This window comes from Blautia difficilis, assembly GCF_014297245.1.
GTDB lineage: Bacteria > Bacillota > Clostridia > Lachnospirales > Lachnospiraceae > Blautia_A > Blautia_A difficilis.
Genome location: NZ_JACOQG010000002.1, coordinates 290,828 through 307,617 on the forward strand (window position 1 = coordinate 290,828; position 16,790 = coordinate 307,617).

Genomic DNA, 16,790 nt, shown 5'->3' on the forward strand with positions numbered 1-16,790 from the left:
ATAGAATTTATATGTTACGATATAAAAAGCATTAAAAATGCGTATATACACGTAATGGAGGGCCGCATTATGACAATTGATAAGAAGTTGGAAGGAACAAAATTGGAAATTATATTGGAGGGAAGACTGGATACCATCACAGCCCCCACATTAGAGGAAGAGTTGAAGCAATCTCTGGATGGGATTACAGAGTTAGTCTTTGATTTTGGAAAGCTGGAATACATATCTTCAGCAGGACTGCGTGTTCTTCTTGCAGCTCAGAAGATTATGAACAAGCAGGGAAGCATGATCATAAAAAATGTAAATGATGTGATAAATGATGTGTTTGAAGTGACTGGTTTTTCAGATATCCTGACGATAGAATAGAATAAAAATATGGCTTTGTGGAATAGCTTCGCAAAGCCATATTTTTATTATGAATATAATCAACAACTATAACCAACAACTTCATGAATATTATGTTGGAATATTTGAAAAATGGAGATATAATATTTGTAAGTGCGCAGCTGTAAATGTTTCTCACGATCATAGCTGGAGATTATGCACTGATATTCAAAGGAGACCGTATGAAATCAGATACAAAAAAATATTATAAAATACCACAGAAAATGTTGGAAATCTTCCTTGCGCGTGGTTATCAGGAACTTAGAGTGGAGGATCAGAGCCTGTTTGATCCGTATTATGACAGTATGAATGATCACTGGTCAGCCAACACCAGCTTTTTGAATTTGATTGGATGGAGGGATTCCTATCCCACCTACTTCAAAATAGCAGAAGGGCTTTTAATCAATATTACATATTTGAATACAGAAGGGTATCCGGTAGCTGTTCCGTTTGTAGGAAACTATACGGAGGAAAAGATAAAGAAAGTTATGCAGATCCTGAAGGAAGATTTTGCGGGATTTGATGCACAGCTGATCATTATGGATGTGGTTCCATGGATGCTTCCTTATTATGAAGCCAGCGGCATTCAGTTTGAAATAGAGGATAACCGTGATTATATGGATTATACTTTTACGCCTGAGCAGTTTCTGGCAGGTATGGATATGCAGGATGACCGTTACCGTTATAATTATTTCAAACGCAGATTTGCATATGAGACAGAAGAGATAACCCCTTTCCATCGGGAGGAGATCCGGGAATTTATGGAAAGGGAATGGTGTGGGGAGAAAACTTGTGAGGAGTGCCACTGTGGCTGCCTGCTCCGGGTGATCGACAACCTGGTTCCTGTTTTTGATAAAATCAGGATCAATGGAATCCTTGTAAGAGTAGAGGGAAAAATGGCAGGACTTTGTATTGTGAGCTGCCGTAACGGACTTGGCGTATATCAGTATAAAAATGCAGTTAACCGGATCAAGGGAATTAATGAGTATTTGTTGCGGGAAAGCTTTGAACGATATCTGCAGTCTGCAGATACGATCAATTACACAGAAGATATGGGAGTTGAAAATCTGCGTTATTATAAAGAGCATATGGCGCCTGCCCATACTCTGCTATCAAAACTTACATTAACAGAAAGAGGTTAAGGTGCATGGAACATAAGAGAAAAAAACAGTGGATTTTAATAATTATGCTGCTTTTGACAGTATGTTCTGTTTTTGTAGTGTATGCAGGCAGGGAATGGATGTTTACCAATCCTTTTAAACCTTATACATTTTCTTCAGTATCCTATGCATCCGGAGATGGGGATGGATGTACTTATGTGATTGATGATTCCAACAGGAAAATATTGAAAATATCTGCTGACGGAAGGCTTTTATGGCGGGCATGTGCCTCTGATAAAAGTTTTCTGAGTGCTGAGCGGGTTGTGGCAGACGGAGATGGGAATGTGTATCTTCATGATGTCCGTATTGAGCAGGGAGTTCAGATTGCCAGTGAAGGAATCGTCAAACTGTCATCAAAGGGAAAATATATATCAACGGTTGCTTCTGTAGAAGCAGAGAAGGGTAGTGTAAGGCGCAACATTGTGGGAATGGTACCCACCGAGCATGGTGTGATCTACATGCAAAAGGAAAAGGAGGGCATTCTGGTCAGTAACACAGAACAGGGAAGCTCGAAAGTTTTTTCTGTTGCTGATGCGCAGGACAGGATTTTGTGTTGTGCTTATGACAGAGACAGTGATAGCCTGTTTTATGTGACTTATGACGGTAAAATTTATAAATATACAGACAGCGGACAGGATGAACTGCTCTATGACAGTGATACAGTTGACGGAAGTATTCCGCAGGAGATCAGTTACTCGGATGGAGTGCTTTATTCAGCTGATATTGGTCTCAGGGATATCATACGGATACCCTGTGATATGGAAAATACAGGAAGTACAGACAGACTTACTGTGGAAGAGTCTTTGAAGGAAAGAGAGATTGCATATCATGTGAGTGCACCGGGAACCCTGGTTTCCTCTACCAATTATTCTGTTATATTGTGGGATGGAGAGGACTATGAACAGTTCTGGGACATTCCGCTATCAGGAAAACTGCAGGTATGGAACTGCCTGCTGTGGGCTGCCTGTGCAGTGATTGTCGCTGCTGTTTTGTTTTTTGTGGTGACTTTGTTAAAGATACTGGTAAAAAAATTCAGCTTTTATGCAAAGATTACCATGGCAGTCATAGGGATTATTGTGGGAGTTGCGGCTCTGTTTATTGGCACCTTGTTTCCGCAGTTTCAAAGTCTGCTGGTCGATGAAACCTATACAAGAGAGAAATTTGCCGCATCAGCAGTAACAAACAGACTTCCTGCAGATGCATTTCAGAGGCTGGAAAAGCTTTCTGATTTTATGAATGAGGATTACAGACAGGTCCGGCAGGTAGTAAGGGATGTATTCTTCTCGGATTCTGACAGTTCACAGGATCTGTACTGTGTACTTTATAAAGTAAAAGACGGAACGGTTACCCTGGTCTATACCCTGGAGGATATCTGTGTGTCCTATCCCTATGACTGGGAATATGAAGGCACAGATCTTCAGGAGGTTATGGAGCAGGGGGCTACAAAAACCTATGCTACAAACTCAAGCTCCGGAAGCTTTGTATTTATCCATAGTCCCATCCGGGATAAAAGCGGAGATATTATTGGGATTATAGAAGTCGGAACAGATATGAACAGTCTGACAGAGAAAAGCAGAGAGATCCAGGTGTCTCTGATCATCAACCTGATCGCAATTATGGTAGTATTTTTCATGCTTACCTTTGAGGTGATTTATTTTATAAAGGGAAGGCAGGAACTGAAAAGACGAAAACAGGAGGAAGACAATAGCAGACTTCCTGTGGAAATTTTCAGATTTATTGTATTTCTTGTTTTCTTTTTTACAAATCTGACCTGTGCGATTCTTCCCATCTATGCAATGAAGATTTCTGAGAAGATGTCAGTACAGGGATTATCACCGGCCATGCTTGCAGCAGTTCCTATATCTGCAGAGGTGTTATCCGGCGCCATTTTCTCAGCGCTTGGCGGAAAGGTAATACATAAGCTTGGGGCAAAGAGATCTGTTTTTGTAAGCTCTGTACTGCTTACAGCAGGACTTGGATTGCGAGTGGTTCCCAATATATGGCTGCTTACTTTAAGCGCCCTGCTTCTTGGAGCAGGCTGGGGAGTATTGCTTTTACTTGTCAATCTTATGATCGTGGAGCTTCCTGATGAGGAGAAGAACAGAGCCTATGCCTATTACAGTGTATCCTCCCTGAGCGGTGCAAACTGTGCAGTTGTGTTTGGTGGCTTCCTTCTGCAATGGATGTCCTATACAGCGTTGTTTGCTGTCACTGCAGTACTCAGTGTGCTGCTGTTTCTGGTAGCAAATAAGTATATGAGTAAATATACTTCAGATAACGAAGAGGAGAACTGCGAAACAGAAGATACACATATGAATATTGTTCAGTTTATCTTTCGTCCGAGGATTATTAGTTTTTTCCTGCTGATGATGATTCCGCTTCTAATCTGTGGATATTTCCTGAATTATATGTTTCCTATTGTTGGTTCTGAATGGGGACTTTCGGAAACCTATATTGGATATACCTATCTTTTAAACGGAATTTTTGTACTGATCCTGGGAACTCCTCTCACGGAATTCTTTTCCAACAGAGGATGGAAGCATTTGGGGCTTGCAGCAGCTGCGTTTATTTATGCAGCAGCTTTTCTGGAGGTGGCAATGCTTCAGAATATACCATCTCTTCTGATCGCACTGGCATTGATTGGAGTTGCAGACAGCTTTGGGATTCCATTACTTACCAGTTATTTTACAGATCTGAAGGATGTAGAACGGTTTGGATATGACAGAGGACTTGGGGTTTACAGCCTGTTTGAGAATGGTGCACAGTCTCTGGGTTCCTTTGTGTTTGGCTATGTGCTGGTCCTTGGTGTAGGCAGAGGCCTTATCTTTGTGCTGATTCTTGTGAGTGTGCTTTCAGCAGCTTTCCTGATCAGCACCACATTTGCAGCACACAGAGACAAAAAAGGAGGTCAAAGAGCATGGAAAAAAGACGAAAGCTGAATGTTGAACTGATTAAATTTCTCATCGGTTCTATGTTGGTGGTTGGGGTTTTAATGCTTCTTGGAAGTTCTCTTGTGAATAACAGACAGTATAGAAAACTCTATAATGATAAAGCGCTTGAAATCGCGAAGACGGTATCAGATCAGGTAAATGGGGATTTTATCGAAGAACTGTGTAAAGAGATAGACACAGAGGAATTTGAACAGATCCAGGAAAAAGCAGTAGCATCTGATGATGAACAGCCGATCATAGACTGGCTTAAAGCGAAAGGCATGTATCAGAATTATGAGAGGATAAATGAATATCTTCATTCTATACAGGCAGATATGAATATTGAATATCTGTATATTCAGATGATCCAGGATCATTCCAGTGTGTATCTGTTTGATCCTTCGTCAGGCTATCTGACTCTTGGCTATAAGGAAGAGCTTTCGGAAAGATTTGATAAACTGAAAGGAAACGAACGCTTGGAGCCTACTGTGAGCAGAACAGAATTTGGATGGCTGTCATCTGCCGGAGAGCCGGTACTTTCATCTGACGGAGAAAAATGTGCAGTTGCCTTTGTAGATATTGACATGACAGAGATTGTCAGAAATACCATTCGTTTTACTGTACTGATGGTATGTCTTTGCATTCTGATCATCCTGGCTGCCGGTATGGACATATCCAGAAAAATCAAAAAGAGAATATCCAGGCCTATTGAACTGCTTACAGAAGCAACACACAAATTTGGCAATGGCGAGGAAGGGTATGATGAGAACAACATCGTAGATCTTGATATTCATACCAGAGATGAGATAGAAGAACTTTATCACGCAACCCAATCCATGCAGAAAAGTATTATTAATTATATGGATAACCTTACCCGGGTGACTGCTGAGAAGGAACGTATCGGAGCAGAGCTGAACGTGGCAACACAGATCCAGGCTTCCATGCTTCCCTGCATATTCCCTGCATTTCCTGACAGGGATGAGATGGATATTTATGCGACCATGACACCGGCAAAGGAAGTTGGCGGAGATTTTTATGATTTCTTTATGGTTGATGACAGGCATATGGCGATTGTTATGGCTGATGTTTCCGGAAAGGGAGTTCCGGCAGCACTTTTCATGGTTATCGGAAAAACCCTGATCAAGGATCATACACAGCCGGGCAGAGACCTGGGAGAAGTCTTTACAGAGGTCAATAATATTCTGTGTGAATCCAATGAAAACGGAATGTTCATTACAGCCTTTGAGGGTGTGCTGGATCTTGTGACCGGTGAATTCAGGTATGTAAACGCCGGACATGAAATGCCGTTTGTTTACCGCAGGGAAACCAACACCTATGAAGCCTACAAAATACGTGCTGGTTTCGTCCTTGCAGGGATAGAGGACATCGTATATAAGGAACAAAAGCTTCAGCTGAATATCGGAGACAAAATATTCCAGTATACAGATGGAGTGACAGAGGCAACGGATAAGGACAGGCAGCTGTACGGAATGGACAGACTGGATCATGTTCTGAATCAGCAGTGCTTAAGCAGTAATCCGGAAGAAACCCTGAAGCTTGTAAAGGCGGATATTGACGCTTTTGTAGGAGACAATGACCAGTTTGATGATATTACAATGCTGTGCCTTGAGTATACAAAGAAAATGGGGGACTAGCCAATGAAGGAAATAACTGTTGATGCTGTTACTGAAAATATAGACATGGTAACGGAATTTGCAGATGAGGTTCTGGACAGCTATGGCTGTCCTGTAAAAGTCAGAATGCAGATAGATATCGCGATTGATGAAATTCTCAGCAATATTGCATATTATGCCTATGGTGAGCAGGGAGGAAAGGTGACTGTAGGATTTCAGATCCAGGATAATCCGAAAATGGTCTGTGTAACATTTTCAGATAAGGGAATTCCCTATAATCCACTGGAAAAAGAAGATCCGGATGTCAGTCTGTCTGCAGAAAAAAGGGAAATAGGCGGTCTTGGCATTTATATGGTTAAAAAAAGTATGGATGAAATGTCTTATTGCTATTCCGATGGGAAGAATATACTTGTTATAAAAAAGAATTTATAGTATATGCTTGATAAAATGATGAACAGGAGAAAATGATTATGAGTAAAAAGGTTTATATTTTTCTGGCAGATGGTTTTGAGGATATTGAGGGGCTTACAGTTGTGGATCTGCTGCGTCGTGCAGGAGTAGATATTCGTACGGTTTCTATAAAAAACACAAAAGAGGTGCAGACTGCCCATGGTATTTGTCTTCTGACAGATGAGGTATTCGGAGAAGTGGATTTTTCAGATGCAGATATGCTGGTGCTTCCGGGAGGTATGCCGGGGACAAAGTATTTGGCAGGCTATAAGCCACTTACAGAACTTCTTACAGAGTTTTACGATGATGGCAGGAAAATTGCGGCAATCTGTGCCGCTCCCAGCGTTTTCTCAGGGCTTGGTTTCCTGAAAGGCAGAAGGGCAACTGCTTATCCTTCATTTATGGATGTGATTGAGAGAGATGGAGCAATGACCAGTACAGATAGTGTAGTGGTTGACGGGAATGTTACTACAAGCCGTGGGCTGGGAACTGCCGTGGACTTTGCACTTTCTATTATCACTCAGCTGGAGGGAAAAGAAAAAGCACAGGAAATTGCAGAATCTGTAGTATACAGAGCATAGAAGATATACCGGAAAAAGAAAAAAGATGGATAAAACCGCGATTTTTATGTGAAAAACACTAGCACTTTTTATTTTTTTGTGATATACTGCTACAATGACTGTAAATATATAGATGAGTATAAGGAGTTCTCCCGCTTCTGCAATAGTGGGAGCGGAACCTGAACTTAAATATATAGAAAATAGAGCTGCCAGGCAGCGAATAGTGTCAAAAATTAAAATGATATAACCTGAAAATTAAGGAGGAACATGTAACATGAGTTTACAGGTGGAGAAAATGGAGAAAAACATGGCGAAACTTACCATTGAAGTTTCCGCTGAAGACGTAGAAAAGGCTATGCAGAGCGCATATCAGAAAGCCAAAGGAAGAATTTCTATCCCAGGCTTCCGTAAAGGTAAAGCTCCGAGAAAAATGATCGAGCAGATGTATGGAAAGGGAGTTTTTCTGGAAGATGCTGTCAACGCTCTGATTCCTGAGCATTACAGCAAAGCTTTAGGAGAATGCGAACTTGAAATCGTTTCTCAGCCAAAGATCGATCTGGTACAGACAGAGCCTGGTAAGGCACTGATCTTCACCGCAGAAGTAGCTGTTAAGCCAGAAGTAACTTTAGGTGAGTACAAAGGTGTAGAAGTACCGAAGTCTGAAATCGAAGTAACAGACGAGGAAGTAGATGCAGAAGTTAAAAAGGAACAGGAGAAAAACTCCAGAACTATCAATGTTGAAGATCGTGCAGCTCAGTTAAACGATATTGTGACAATTGATTTCGAAGGTTCTGTAGACGGAGTACCTTTTGATGGCGGACAGGCTACAGAATATCCTCTGACACTTGGATCCAACACATTCATCCCTGGATTCGAAGATCAGCTGGTTGGCGCTAAAGTTGGCGATGACGTAGATGTAAAAGTTACATTCCCTGAAGAATATCAGGCAAAAGAACTTGCAGGAAAAGAAGCAATCTTCAAATGTGCAGTTAAGAAGATCGAAGCAAAAGAACTTCCTGAGCTTGATGATGATTTTGCAAAAGATGTTTCTGAGTTTGATACACTTGCTGAGTACAAAGAGCATGTTAAGACAAACCTGGTAGAAAAGAAAGAAAACGAAGCAAAACATGCAAAAGAAGATGCAGCAGTTGATAAGATCATCGAGAATGCACAGATGGATATTCCTGAAGCAATGCTTGAGACACAGTGCCGTCAGATGCTTGATGATTTCAGCAGAAGAATGCAGTCTCAGGGTCTTTCCATGGATCAGTACTTCCAGTTCACAGGCATGACAGCTGAGAAAATGATGGAAGATATGAAACCACAGGCATTAAAGAGAATCCAGACAAGACTGGTTCTGGAAAAAGTTGCAGAAGTTGAGAACATTCAGCCTACAGAGGAAGAAGTAAATGAAGAGATTTCCAAGATGGCTGAAGCTTATAAAATGGAAGCAGACAAGTTAAAAGAATTACTGGGAGAGCGCGAGCTTGAGCAGATGAAGAAAGATATGGCTGTACAGAAAGCAGTTACTCTGGTAGCAGACGCTGCAAAGGAAGTTTAATTCAGCCAAAATGGAGGCGTTTATATGAGTTTAGTACCTTATGTCATTGAGCAGACAAGCAGGGGCGAGAGAAGCTACGACATTTATTCAAGGCTTCTGAAAGACAGGATCATTTTTCTTGGCGAAGAAGTAAATGATGTGAGTGCAGGACTGATCGTATCACAGCTTCTTTTCCTGGAAGCAGAGGATCCCGGAAAGGACATCCAGCTTTACATTAACAGCCCGGGTGGTTCCGTAACAGCAGGTATGGCTATCTATGATACCATGCAGTATATCAAATGTGATGTTTCCACTATTTGTCTGGGAATGGCTGCCAGCATGGGAGCTTTTCTCCTGGCAGGGGGTGCAAAGGGTAAGAGATTTGCTCTTCCGCATTCTACGATCATGATTCATCAGCCGTCAGGCGGTGCACAGGGTCAGGCAACAGAGATCCAGATCGTAGCAGATCATATCGCACAGACCAAGAGAACTTTAAATGAATTATTGGCTGCAAATACCGGTCAGCCGATAGAAGTTGTTGAGCGTGATACAGACCGGGACAACTATATGACTGCCGAAGAGGCTAAGGCATATGGACTGATTGATGGTGTAGTCATGCATAAATAATGCGAAAGATAAGACTCCTGTGAATCGTCACAGGAGTCTTTTTAGAGTTATTGTATAGAAAGGATAATAAAATCCATGGCGGAAAAGATAAGAGAAGGAAAAATAAGATGCTCTTTTTGCCAGAAAACGGAAGATCAGGTGAGAAAGCTGATCGCAGGTCCGGACGGCAAGACGTTTATCTGTGATGAGTGTATCGGTATCTGTTCAGAAATCATGGAAGAGGAACTGAATTATGAGGATGAGGCTCTGGAGGCAGGGATTAATCTGCTGAAGCCGGAGGAAATCCATGCAATTCTGGATGACTATGTAATTGGACAGGACGAGGCTAAGAAAGCACTTTCTGTAGCTGTATACAATCATTATAAAAGAATTACTGCTGCAGCTTCCTCTGATGTGGAGCTTCAAAAAAGTAATATTCTGATGCTGGGACCTACCGGATCAGGAAAAACACTTCTGGCACAGACTCTGGCAAGACTGTTAAATGTACCTTTTGCTATTGCAGATGCCACAACTCTTACTGAGGCTGGTTATGTGGGTGAAGATGTGGAAAATATTCTGCTGAAGATCATTCAGGCTGCAGATTATGATATCGAACGTGCACAGTATGGAATTATTTATATTGATGAGATCGATAAGATTACCAGAAAATCTGAGAATGCATCTATTACCAGAGATGTTTCCGGTGAAGGTGTACAGCAGGCACTTCTGAAGATACTGGAAGGAACAGTTGCCAGTGTACCACCTCAGGGTGGACGTAAGCATCCTCATCAGGAGTTTATCCAGATTGACACTACAAATATTCTGTTTATCTGTGGTGGTGCCTTTGATGGAATTGAAAAAATTATTGAATCCAGACAGGATACCAAATCCATTGGTTTTGGTGCAGATGTTTCTGTTAAGGAAGAGAGAAATGTAGGAGAGATCCTGAAGGATGTTATGCCTGAAGACTTTATCAAATTCGGACTGATTCCGGAATTTATCGGACGTGTTCCGGTGGTAGTTACACTGGATGCACTGGATGAAAAAGCACTGATCAGCATTTTGAAGGAGCCGAAGAATTCTCTGACAAAACAGTACCATAAGCTGTTTGAACTGGATGGTGTGGAACTGGATTTCCAGGATGATGCGCTGGAACTGGTGGCAAAGAAATCTCTGGAACGAAAGACTGGTGCCAGAGGACTTCGGGCTATCATGGAAGGATCTCTGATGGATCTGATGTACAAGATTCCTTCTGATGATACAATCCGCAAATGTACAATTACAAAAGACGTAGTAGAAGGTACCGGTGAACCGGAAATTGTCTACGGGGAAGCTCCTGCACCGGCCAAGAAGACCAATAGCAGAAGAACAGCCCGTACACGCCAGAAGGGTAAACCGGAAACAGCCTGATGGAAGGGACTAGATAATAAATGACGAATCAAAATGTGATATTGCCAGCTATTGCCTTACGGGGAACTACAATTCTTCCGGGAATGATTGTTCATTTTGATGTGAGCAGAGAACGTTCAAAGAAAGCAATTGAGGCGGCAATGCTTCATGATCAGAAAATATTTCTGGTGACACAGATAGATCCGGAAGTAGAAAATCCGGATGTGTCAGGAGTTTACCGGGTAGGTACGATTGGCTATATCAAGCAGGTAGTGAAGCTTCCCCAGGATATTCTGAGAGTTCTGGTGGAGGGCACAGGCAGGGCAGTTCTGGAGGATTTTCAGCAGGATTTCCCTTATCTCACAGGTGTGATATCACCTGTGAAAGAGGAGGAGACCCTGTTACCGGATACAGTGACAGAGGCAATGTACCGAAGTCTGAAAGAACTGTTTCACAGGTACTGCATGGAAAATGGAAAAATCAGCAAAGAGCTGGTTTCACAGATCCTGAATATTGAAAGCCTGGAAGAGCTGATCGAACAGATTGCTGTGAATATTCCTTTATCCTATCAGAACAAACAGAAGATCCTGGAAGCCTTGACTCTGGAAGAGCGCTATGAGGTTCTGGGAGGAATTCTGGGCAGTGAGATTGAGGTCATGCAGATCGGCAGAGATCTTCAGAAAAAGGTGAAAGCCAGAATTGATAAAAATCAGAGAGAATATATTCTGAGAGAACAGCTGAAACTGATCCGTGAGGAACTGGGAGAGGATAATTCTGCAGATGTTGCAGATGAATTCAAAAAGAAGCTTCAGGAGCTTTCTGCCAGTGATGAAGTGAAGGAAAAGATCAGCAAAGAAATTGAACGTTTCAAAACTACAAATAACAATGTATCCGAGAATTCGGTACTCAGGGGATATATTGAGACTTTGCTGTCCCTTCCCTGGGACAACAAATCCGAAGATTCTGAGGATCTGAAGGAAGCATGGGAAATACTGGAGAGAGAGCATTATGGTTTAAGGGATGTAAAGGAACGTATTATGGAGTTCCTTTCTGTCCGTAAACTGACACATAAGGGTAAAAGTCCGATCCTTTGTCTGGTAGGGCCTCCTGGAACAGGTAAGACATCGGTTGCCAAATCTGTGGCTGAGGCTTTGCATAAAAAATATGTACGGATCTGCCTGGGCGGTGTTCGGGACGAGGCAGAGATCCGTGGTCACAGAAAAACTTATGTGGGAGCAATGCCGGGAAGAATCACAGTCGCTTTGCAGCAGGTCGGGGTAAATAATCCGCTTATGCTGCTGGATGAGATTGATAAGACCAGCAGTGATTATAAGGGGGACACTTCTTCTGCCCTTCTTGAGGTTCTGGATCCGGAGCAGAACAGCAGGTTTATGGATCATTATGTGGAGCTTCCCCAGGATTTATCTGAGGTGTTGTTTATTGCTACTGCCAATGATGTACAGGAAATTCCCAGACCACTGCTTGACCGTATGGAACTGATTGAAATTTCAGGTTATACAGAGAACGAAAAAGAGCATATTGCCAAAGAACATCTCATTCCGAAACAGATGGAAGAGAATGGGATCTCTAAAGGCGAGCTGACGATTCAGGCGGCAGCACTGAAAAAAATTATTAATAATTATACAAAAGAAGCCGGTGTACGAAACCTGGAAAGGATGATCGGACGGATCTGCCGGAAAACTGCCCGTGCCATTATGGAAGAGGGCAAAAAGAAGGTGACAGTTACAGCTAAAAATCTGTCAGATTTCCTTGGCAAGGAGCATTTTAATTATCTCATGGCAAACAGGAAAGATGAAATTGGTATTGCAAGAGGGCTGGCATGGACACAGGTAGGAGGAGATACTCTCCAGATTGAGGTCAATGTAATGCCCGGTAAGGGCGAACTGCTGCTGACAGGACAGCTGGGAGATGTGATGAAAGAGTCTGCCCAGGCAGGAATCACCTATATCCGTTCCGTTGCAGAGGGCTATAAGGTAAAACCGGAGTTTTTCCAGGAAAATGATATACATGTACATATTCCGGAAGGGGCAGTCCCAAAGGATGGTCCATCTGCAGGTATTACTATGGCAACAGCCATTCTTTCAGCAATTATAAGAGAGCCTGTCCGTGCAGATCTTGCCATGACCGGTGAGATTACACTGAGAGGACGTGTTCTTCCTATTGGTGGGCTGAAGGAGAAGCTTCTGGCTGCCAAGTATGCAAAAATAAAAGAGGTTCTTGTGCCGGCAGAGAATAAGCCGGATGTGCAGGAGCTGGATAAGGAAATTACAGATGGGCTTACGATCACTTTTGTAAGTTCCATGAAGGAAGTATTAAACAGAGCGTTGGTATAAGGCCAGGGAAGGTCTGCTTTACGCTGAAACCATAAATCAGTAAAAACAGAGGAAAATAATGGTTATTAAGAATGTATCTTTAGATATTGTATGTGGTATTACAAGTAAGCTTCCGGATACCGGAAGACCGGAGGTGGCTTTTGCAGGTAAGTCAAATGTGGGGAAATCTTCCCTGATCAATGGACTGATGAACCGTAAATCTCTTGCCCGCACCAGTGCACAGCCTGGAAAAACGCAGACCATTAATTTTTACAATATCAATGAGGAAATGTATCTGGTAGACCTTCCTGGTTACGGATACGCAAAGGTGTCCCAGTCCGAGAAGGAAAAATGGGGCAAAATGATTGAGAGATATCTTCATACCTCGAAAAATCTTAAGGCAGTTTTTCTGTTGGTGGATATCCGCCATGATCCTTCTGCCAATGATAAAATGATGTATGACTGGATTCTGCACAATGGTTATCAGCCCATTATCATAGCTACCAAGCTGGATAAGCTGAAACGAAGCCAGGTGCAGAAAAATATAAAAGCAATCAGAGAAGGACTGAAGCTTGGCAAAGATGGAATCATTCTTCCTTTTTCAGCAGAGACAAAACAGGGAAGAGAGGAAATCTGGGCTTTGATCGACGAGTTGACCGGGCTGGTTCCGGCGGCTACTGAAGAGGTTGAAAACTGATTGACAGACTGACAAGAAAAGCAGCAGGTATGAAAAAAATACCTGAAATATTAAGAGGAAAAAATATTATGGGAATTATCAAGGCATTCAAGCTGGGATTTGACTATCTCAAGTATGATGAAGACGGCAATGTGCAGGATACACAGCGTGCTGTCAATGATGTAAACCTGGACATTGAAGCCGGACAATTCGTGGCTGTACTGGGGCATAACGGCTCCGGAAAATCTACTCTGGCAAAGCATCTCAATGCACTTCTGATTCCAACAGAGGGTACCTTGTGGGTAGATGGAATTGACACGTCTAAGGAGCCGGAATTATGGAAAATCCGACAGAAAGCAGGGATGGTTTTTCAGAACCCTGATAACCAGATCATCGGTACAGTGGTGGAAGAGGATGTAGGTTTTGGCCCTGAAAATATGGGAGTTCCTACTGAAAAAATATGGGAACGTGTAGATGAAAGCCTGAAGAAAACAGGTATGACATCCTATCGTTACCATTCCCCTAACAAGCTTTCGGGAGGGCAGAAGCAGAGAGTTGCCATTGCAGGCGTTATGGCAATGCGTCCAAAATGCATTATCCTGGATGAACCAACAGCAATGCTGGATCCTAACGGACGAAAGGAAGTTCTGGAGGCGGTCAGTGACCTTAACAGACAGGAAGGAGTGACAGTCATTCTGATCACCCATTATATGGAAGAAGTTGTTCATGCGGACAAGGTATATGTTATGGACAATGGAGAAGTGGTGATGCAGGGAACACCCAGAGAAATTTTCTCACAGGTGGAAACCCTGAAAGAATACAGACTGGATGTGCCCCAGGTAACACTTCTGGCACATGAACTTCATAAAGCCGGAGTGGATGTTCCGGAGGGAATACTGACTACAGAGGAGCTGGTGAATGCCTTATGTCAATAGAATTAAAAAATGTAACTTATACCTACAGTCCGGGAACTGCCTATGAGATCCATGCGCTGAAAGATATCAATCTTTCTATTCCGGACGGACAGTTTATCGGAATTATCGGACATACAGGAAGTGGAAAATCTACACTGATCCAGCATTTCAATGCTCTGATCCGTCCGACTTCCGGTACCATCACTTACAATGGAGAGGATATCTGGGGAGAGAAATATGACCGGCGTGCCCTGCGAAGCGAGGTAGGACTGGTATTCCAGTATCCGGAGCATCAGCTTTTCGAGAATGATGTACTTTCTGATGTCTGCTTTGGTCCCATGAATCAGGGATTATCCAGGGAAGAGGCAGAGGTAGAAGCGAAGAAAGCACTGCAGCATGTAGGCTTTAAGGAGAAAAATTACAGCAAATCTCCTTTTGAACTTTCGGGCGGACAGAAGAAAAGAGTTGCTATTGCCGGTGTACTGGCAATGAATCCGAAAATTCTGATCTTGGATGAGCCAACAGCAGGCCTGGATCCAAAAGGTCGGGATGACATCCTTGACCAGATCGCAGAGCTTCATAAAGTAAGAGGGATTACCATTATCCTTGTATCTCACAGTATGGAGGATATTGCAAAATATGCAGAGAGACTGATTGTAGTCAATGACGGAGAAATTGCATATGACGATGCTCCCAAAGCAGTATTTGCCCATTACAGAGAGCTGGAAGCCATGGGACTTGCGGCACCGCAGATCACTTATATCATGCATGCACTGAAGGAAAAGGGGCTGGATGTGGATGTGGCTGCAACTACAGTGGATGAGGCGAAAGAGAACATACTAGCAGTATTGAGAAAATGCAATTCCGGGAAACTGGCTCAGTCAGACAGGACTTTATCTGACAACGGACAGAAAAAAACGGAAAAAGAAACTTTGGTCAGTGAAATGGAAACAGATCTGACAGAAGATAAAAAGGGAGGGCAGGAGATATGATCCGAGACATTACAATAGGACAGTATTATCCTGCAGATTCCGTTCTGCACAAAATGGACCCCAGAGCAAAGCTGGTAGGTACGCTGGTATTCATCATTTCTGTCTTTGTGTTCCATACATTTCAGGGATATGCGGTAGCTACTGTATTTCTGGCAGCAATGATCATTCTTTCTAAAGTACCTTTGAAATTTATGTTCAAGGGACTGAAGGCAATCGTAATGCTTCTTATGATCACAGTGGTATTTAATATCTTCCTGACACCCGGAAAGGTTCTCTGGCAGTGGGGAATCCTGCATGTGACAGAGGAGGGCCTGAAGCTGGCTGGCAGAATGGCCATCCGCCTGACCTATCTGGTAATCGGTTCTTCCCTTATGACGCTGACTACCACACCCAATCAGCTTACAGATGGCTTGGAACGACTTCTCAGACCGTTGAATAAGCTTCATGTGCCAATCCATGAGATTGCCATGATGATGTCTATTGCGTTGCGTTTTATTCCAATCCTTCTGGAGGAAACAGATAAGATTATGAAAGCGCAGATTGCCCGTGGTGCAGACTTTGAGAATGGGAATATAATCCAGAGAGCCAAAAATATGGTACCTCTTCTGGTACCGCTGTTTATCTCAGCATTCCGAAGAGCTAACGATCTGGCAATGGCCATGGAAGCAAGATGCTACCATGGCGGCGATAACAGAACACAGATGAAGCCACTCCATTATGAATCCAGAGATTATATTGCATATGTGGCGATGTTTGCTTATCTGGCGATTGCGATTATATTCAGAATCGCAGGAATTTGATGAGATACGGAATAGTTACTGATTTATAATGATATTTTATATGCTGTAATCCGGTAAAAATGGGTTACAGCATATTTCTATTTATGAACAGAAAAAGGCATATTTTTATCTGTTATAAAGATTCTATAATAAACATTAATCGAAAGATTTTAAAAGAAGCCTTTGGCAGGATAACCAAAGTAACCCGAGTTCTGATTGAGACAGCTTAGAAAAAGTTATATTTAATAAATCTTCTATTTTTTTTATCTGATAAATAACAGTATGACGATGTATAAATAAATTAGAAGCTGTTGCCGATAAATTCAGACCGGAAGAAATATATTGTTCAAGGCAGATCTATCGGAGTTAAAGAAATTAATTGCTGAATTTGGAAAGATTGGTAGCAATCTGAACCAAATAGCTCGTTACTTTAATACTGGTGG

General features: G+C 42.4%; 15 protein-coding genes and 1 pseudogene. 15 read left to right on the top strand and 1 reads right to left on the bottom strand.

From position 1 onward, the window contains the following. Nucleotides 1-69 precede the first annotated feature (69 nt). The 14 genes from H8Z82_RS02930 (at nt 70) to H8Z82_RS02995 (ending at nt 16,368) form a co-directional block, all read left to right on the top strand. Nucleotides 70-366: an STAS domain-containing protein gene (locus tag H8Z82_RS02930; protein ID WP_186994174.1), complete on the top strand. Its 297-nt coding sequence runs from the start codon at nt 70-72 to the stop codon at nt 364-366. 200 nt (nt 367-566) lie between these two features. After that, nucleotides 567-1,526, top strand: coding sequence for a phosphatidylglycerol lysyltransferase domain-containing protein (locus H8Z82_RS02935; RefSeq protein WP_008706003.1), 960 nt, complete (start codon nt 567-569; stop codon nt 1,524-1,526). A gap of 5 nt (nt 1,527-1,531) precedes the next feature. Then, nucleotides 1,532-4,483, top strand: coding sequence for an MFS transporter (locus H8Z82_RS02940; protein ID WP_243176378.1), 2,952 nt, complete (start codon nt 1,532-1,534; stop codon nt 4,481-4,483). Beyond that, on the top strand, nt 4,462-6,129 hold the full coding sequence (locus H8Z82_RS02945; protein ID WP_186994176.1) for a SpoIIE family protein phosphatase: 1,668 nt from the start codon (nt 4,462-4,464) through the stop codon (nt 6,127-6,129). Before H8Z82_RS02940 ends, H8Z82_RS02945 begins: the two co-directional genes overlap by 22 nt. Before the next feature lie 3 nt (nt 6,130-6,132). Continuing rightward, nucleotides 6,133-6,540, top strand: coding sequence for an ATP-binding protein (locus H8Z82_RS02950; RefSeq protein WP_186994177.1), 408 nt, complete (start codon nt 6,133-6,135; stop codon nt 6,538-6,540). A 38-nt stretch (nt 6,541-6,578) separates the two neighbouring features. Continuing rightward, a complete protein-coding gene (locus H8Z82_RS02955; protein ID WP_186994178.1) occupies nt 6,579-7,139 on the top strand; it encodes a DJ-1 family glyoxalase III in 561 nt (186 codons plus the stop codon). A gap of 253 nt (nt 7,140-7,392) precedes the next feature. Then, the gene (tig, locus tag H8Z82_RS02960; protein WP_173742744.1) at nt 7,393-8,679 is read left to right on the top strand and encodes a trigger factor; all 1,287 of its coding nucleotides are present in this window, start codon (nt 7,393-7,395) and stop codon (nt 8,677-8,679) included. A gap of 24 nt (nt 8,680-8,703) precedes the next feature. Further along, on the top strand, nt 8,704-9,285 hold the full coding sequence (gene clpP, locus H8Z82_RS02965) for an ATP-dependent Clp endopeptidase proteolytic subunit ClpP (protein WP_008705991.1): 582 nt from the start codon (nt 8,704-8,706) through the stop codon (nt 9,283-9,285). Nucleotides 9,286-9,360: 75 nt separating this feature from the next. Next, nucleotides 9,361-10,674 carry an ATP-dependent Clp protease ATP-binding subunit ClpX gene (clpX, locus tag H8Z82_RS02970; RefSeq protein WP_019160790.1) on the top strand — a complete coding sequence of 438 codons (1,314 nt, stop codon included), beginning with the start codon at nt 9,361-9,363 and terminating at the stop codon, nt 10,672-10,674. A gap of 20 nt (nt 10,675-10,694) precedes the next feature. Beyond that, entirely contained in the window at nt 10,695-13,007 is a 2,313-nt protein-coding gene (lon, locus tag H8Z82_RS02975; protein ID WP_186994179.1) for an endopeptidase La, read from the top strand. A 58-nt stretch (nt 13,008-13,065) separates the two neighbouring features. Then, nucleotides 13,066-13,683 carry a ribosome biogenesis GTP-binding protein YihA/YsxC gene (yihA, locus tag H8Z82_RS02980; protein WP_019160792.1) on the top strand — a complete coding sequence of 206 codons (618 nt, stop codon included), beginning with the start codon at nt 13,066-13,068 and terminating at the stop codon, nt 13,681-13,683. A 68-nt stretch (nt 13,684-13,751) separates the two neighbouring features. After that, the gene (locus H8Z82_RS02985) at nt 13,752-14,597 is read left to right on the top strand and encodes an energy-coupling factor transporter ATPase (protein ID WP_019160793.1); all 846 of its coding nucleotides are present in this window, start codon (nt 13,752-13,754) and stop codon (nt 14,595-14,597) included. Next, a complete protein-coding gene (locus H8Z82_RS02990; protein ID WP_186994180.1) occupies nt 14,588-15,568 on the top strand; it encodes an energy-coupling factor transporter ATPase in 981 nt (326 codons plus the stop codon). The genes H8Z82_RS02985 and H8Z82_RS02990 overlap by 10 nt, the downstream gene beginning before the upstream one ends. Continuing rightward, the gene (locus H8Z82_RS02995) at nt 15,565-16,368 is read left to right on the top strand and encodes an energy-coupling factor transporter transmembrane component T family protein (RefSeq protein ID WP_186994181.1); all 804 of its coding nucleotides are present in this window, start codon (nt 15,565-15,567) and stop codon (nt 16,366-16,368) included. Before H8Z82_RS02990 ends, H8Z82_RS02995 begins: the two co-directional genes overlap by 4 nt. A gap of 135 nt (nt 16,369-16,503) precedes the next feature. Here the strand turns inward: H8Z82_RS02995 and H8Z82_RS18025 are convergent, their stop codons facing one another. Next, nucleotides 16,504-16,704, bottom strand: coding sequence for a helix-turn-helix domain-containing protein (locus H8Z82_RS18025; protein ID WP_186994191.1), 201 nt, complete (start codon nt 16,702-16,704; stop codon nt 16,504-16,506). Between H8Z82_RS18025 and mobC the strand changes: the two are divergent. Continuing rightward, nucleotides 16,699-16,790: pseudogene (gene mobC / locus H8Z82_RS03005) on the top strand (plasmid mobilization relaxosome protein MobC); the annotation flags it as partial. The gene H8Z82_RS18025 and the pseudogene mobC overlap by 6 nt on opposite strands.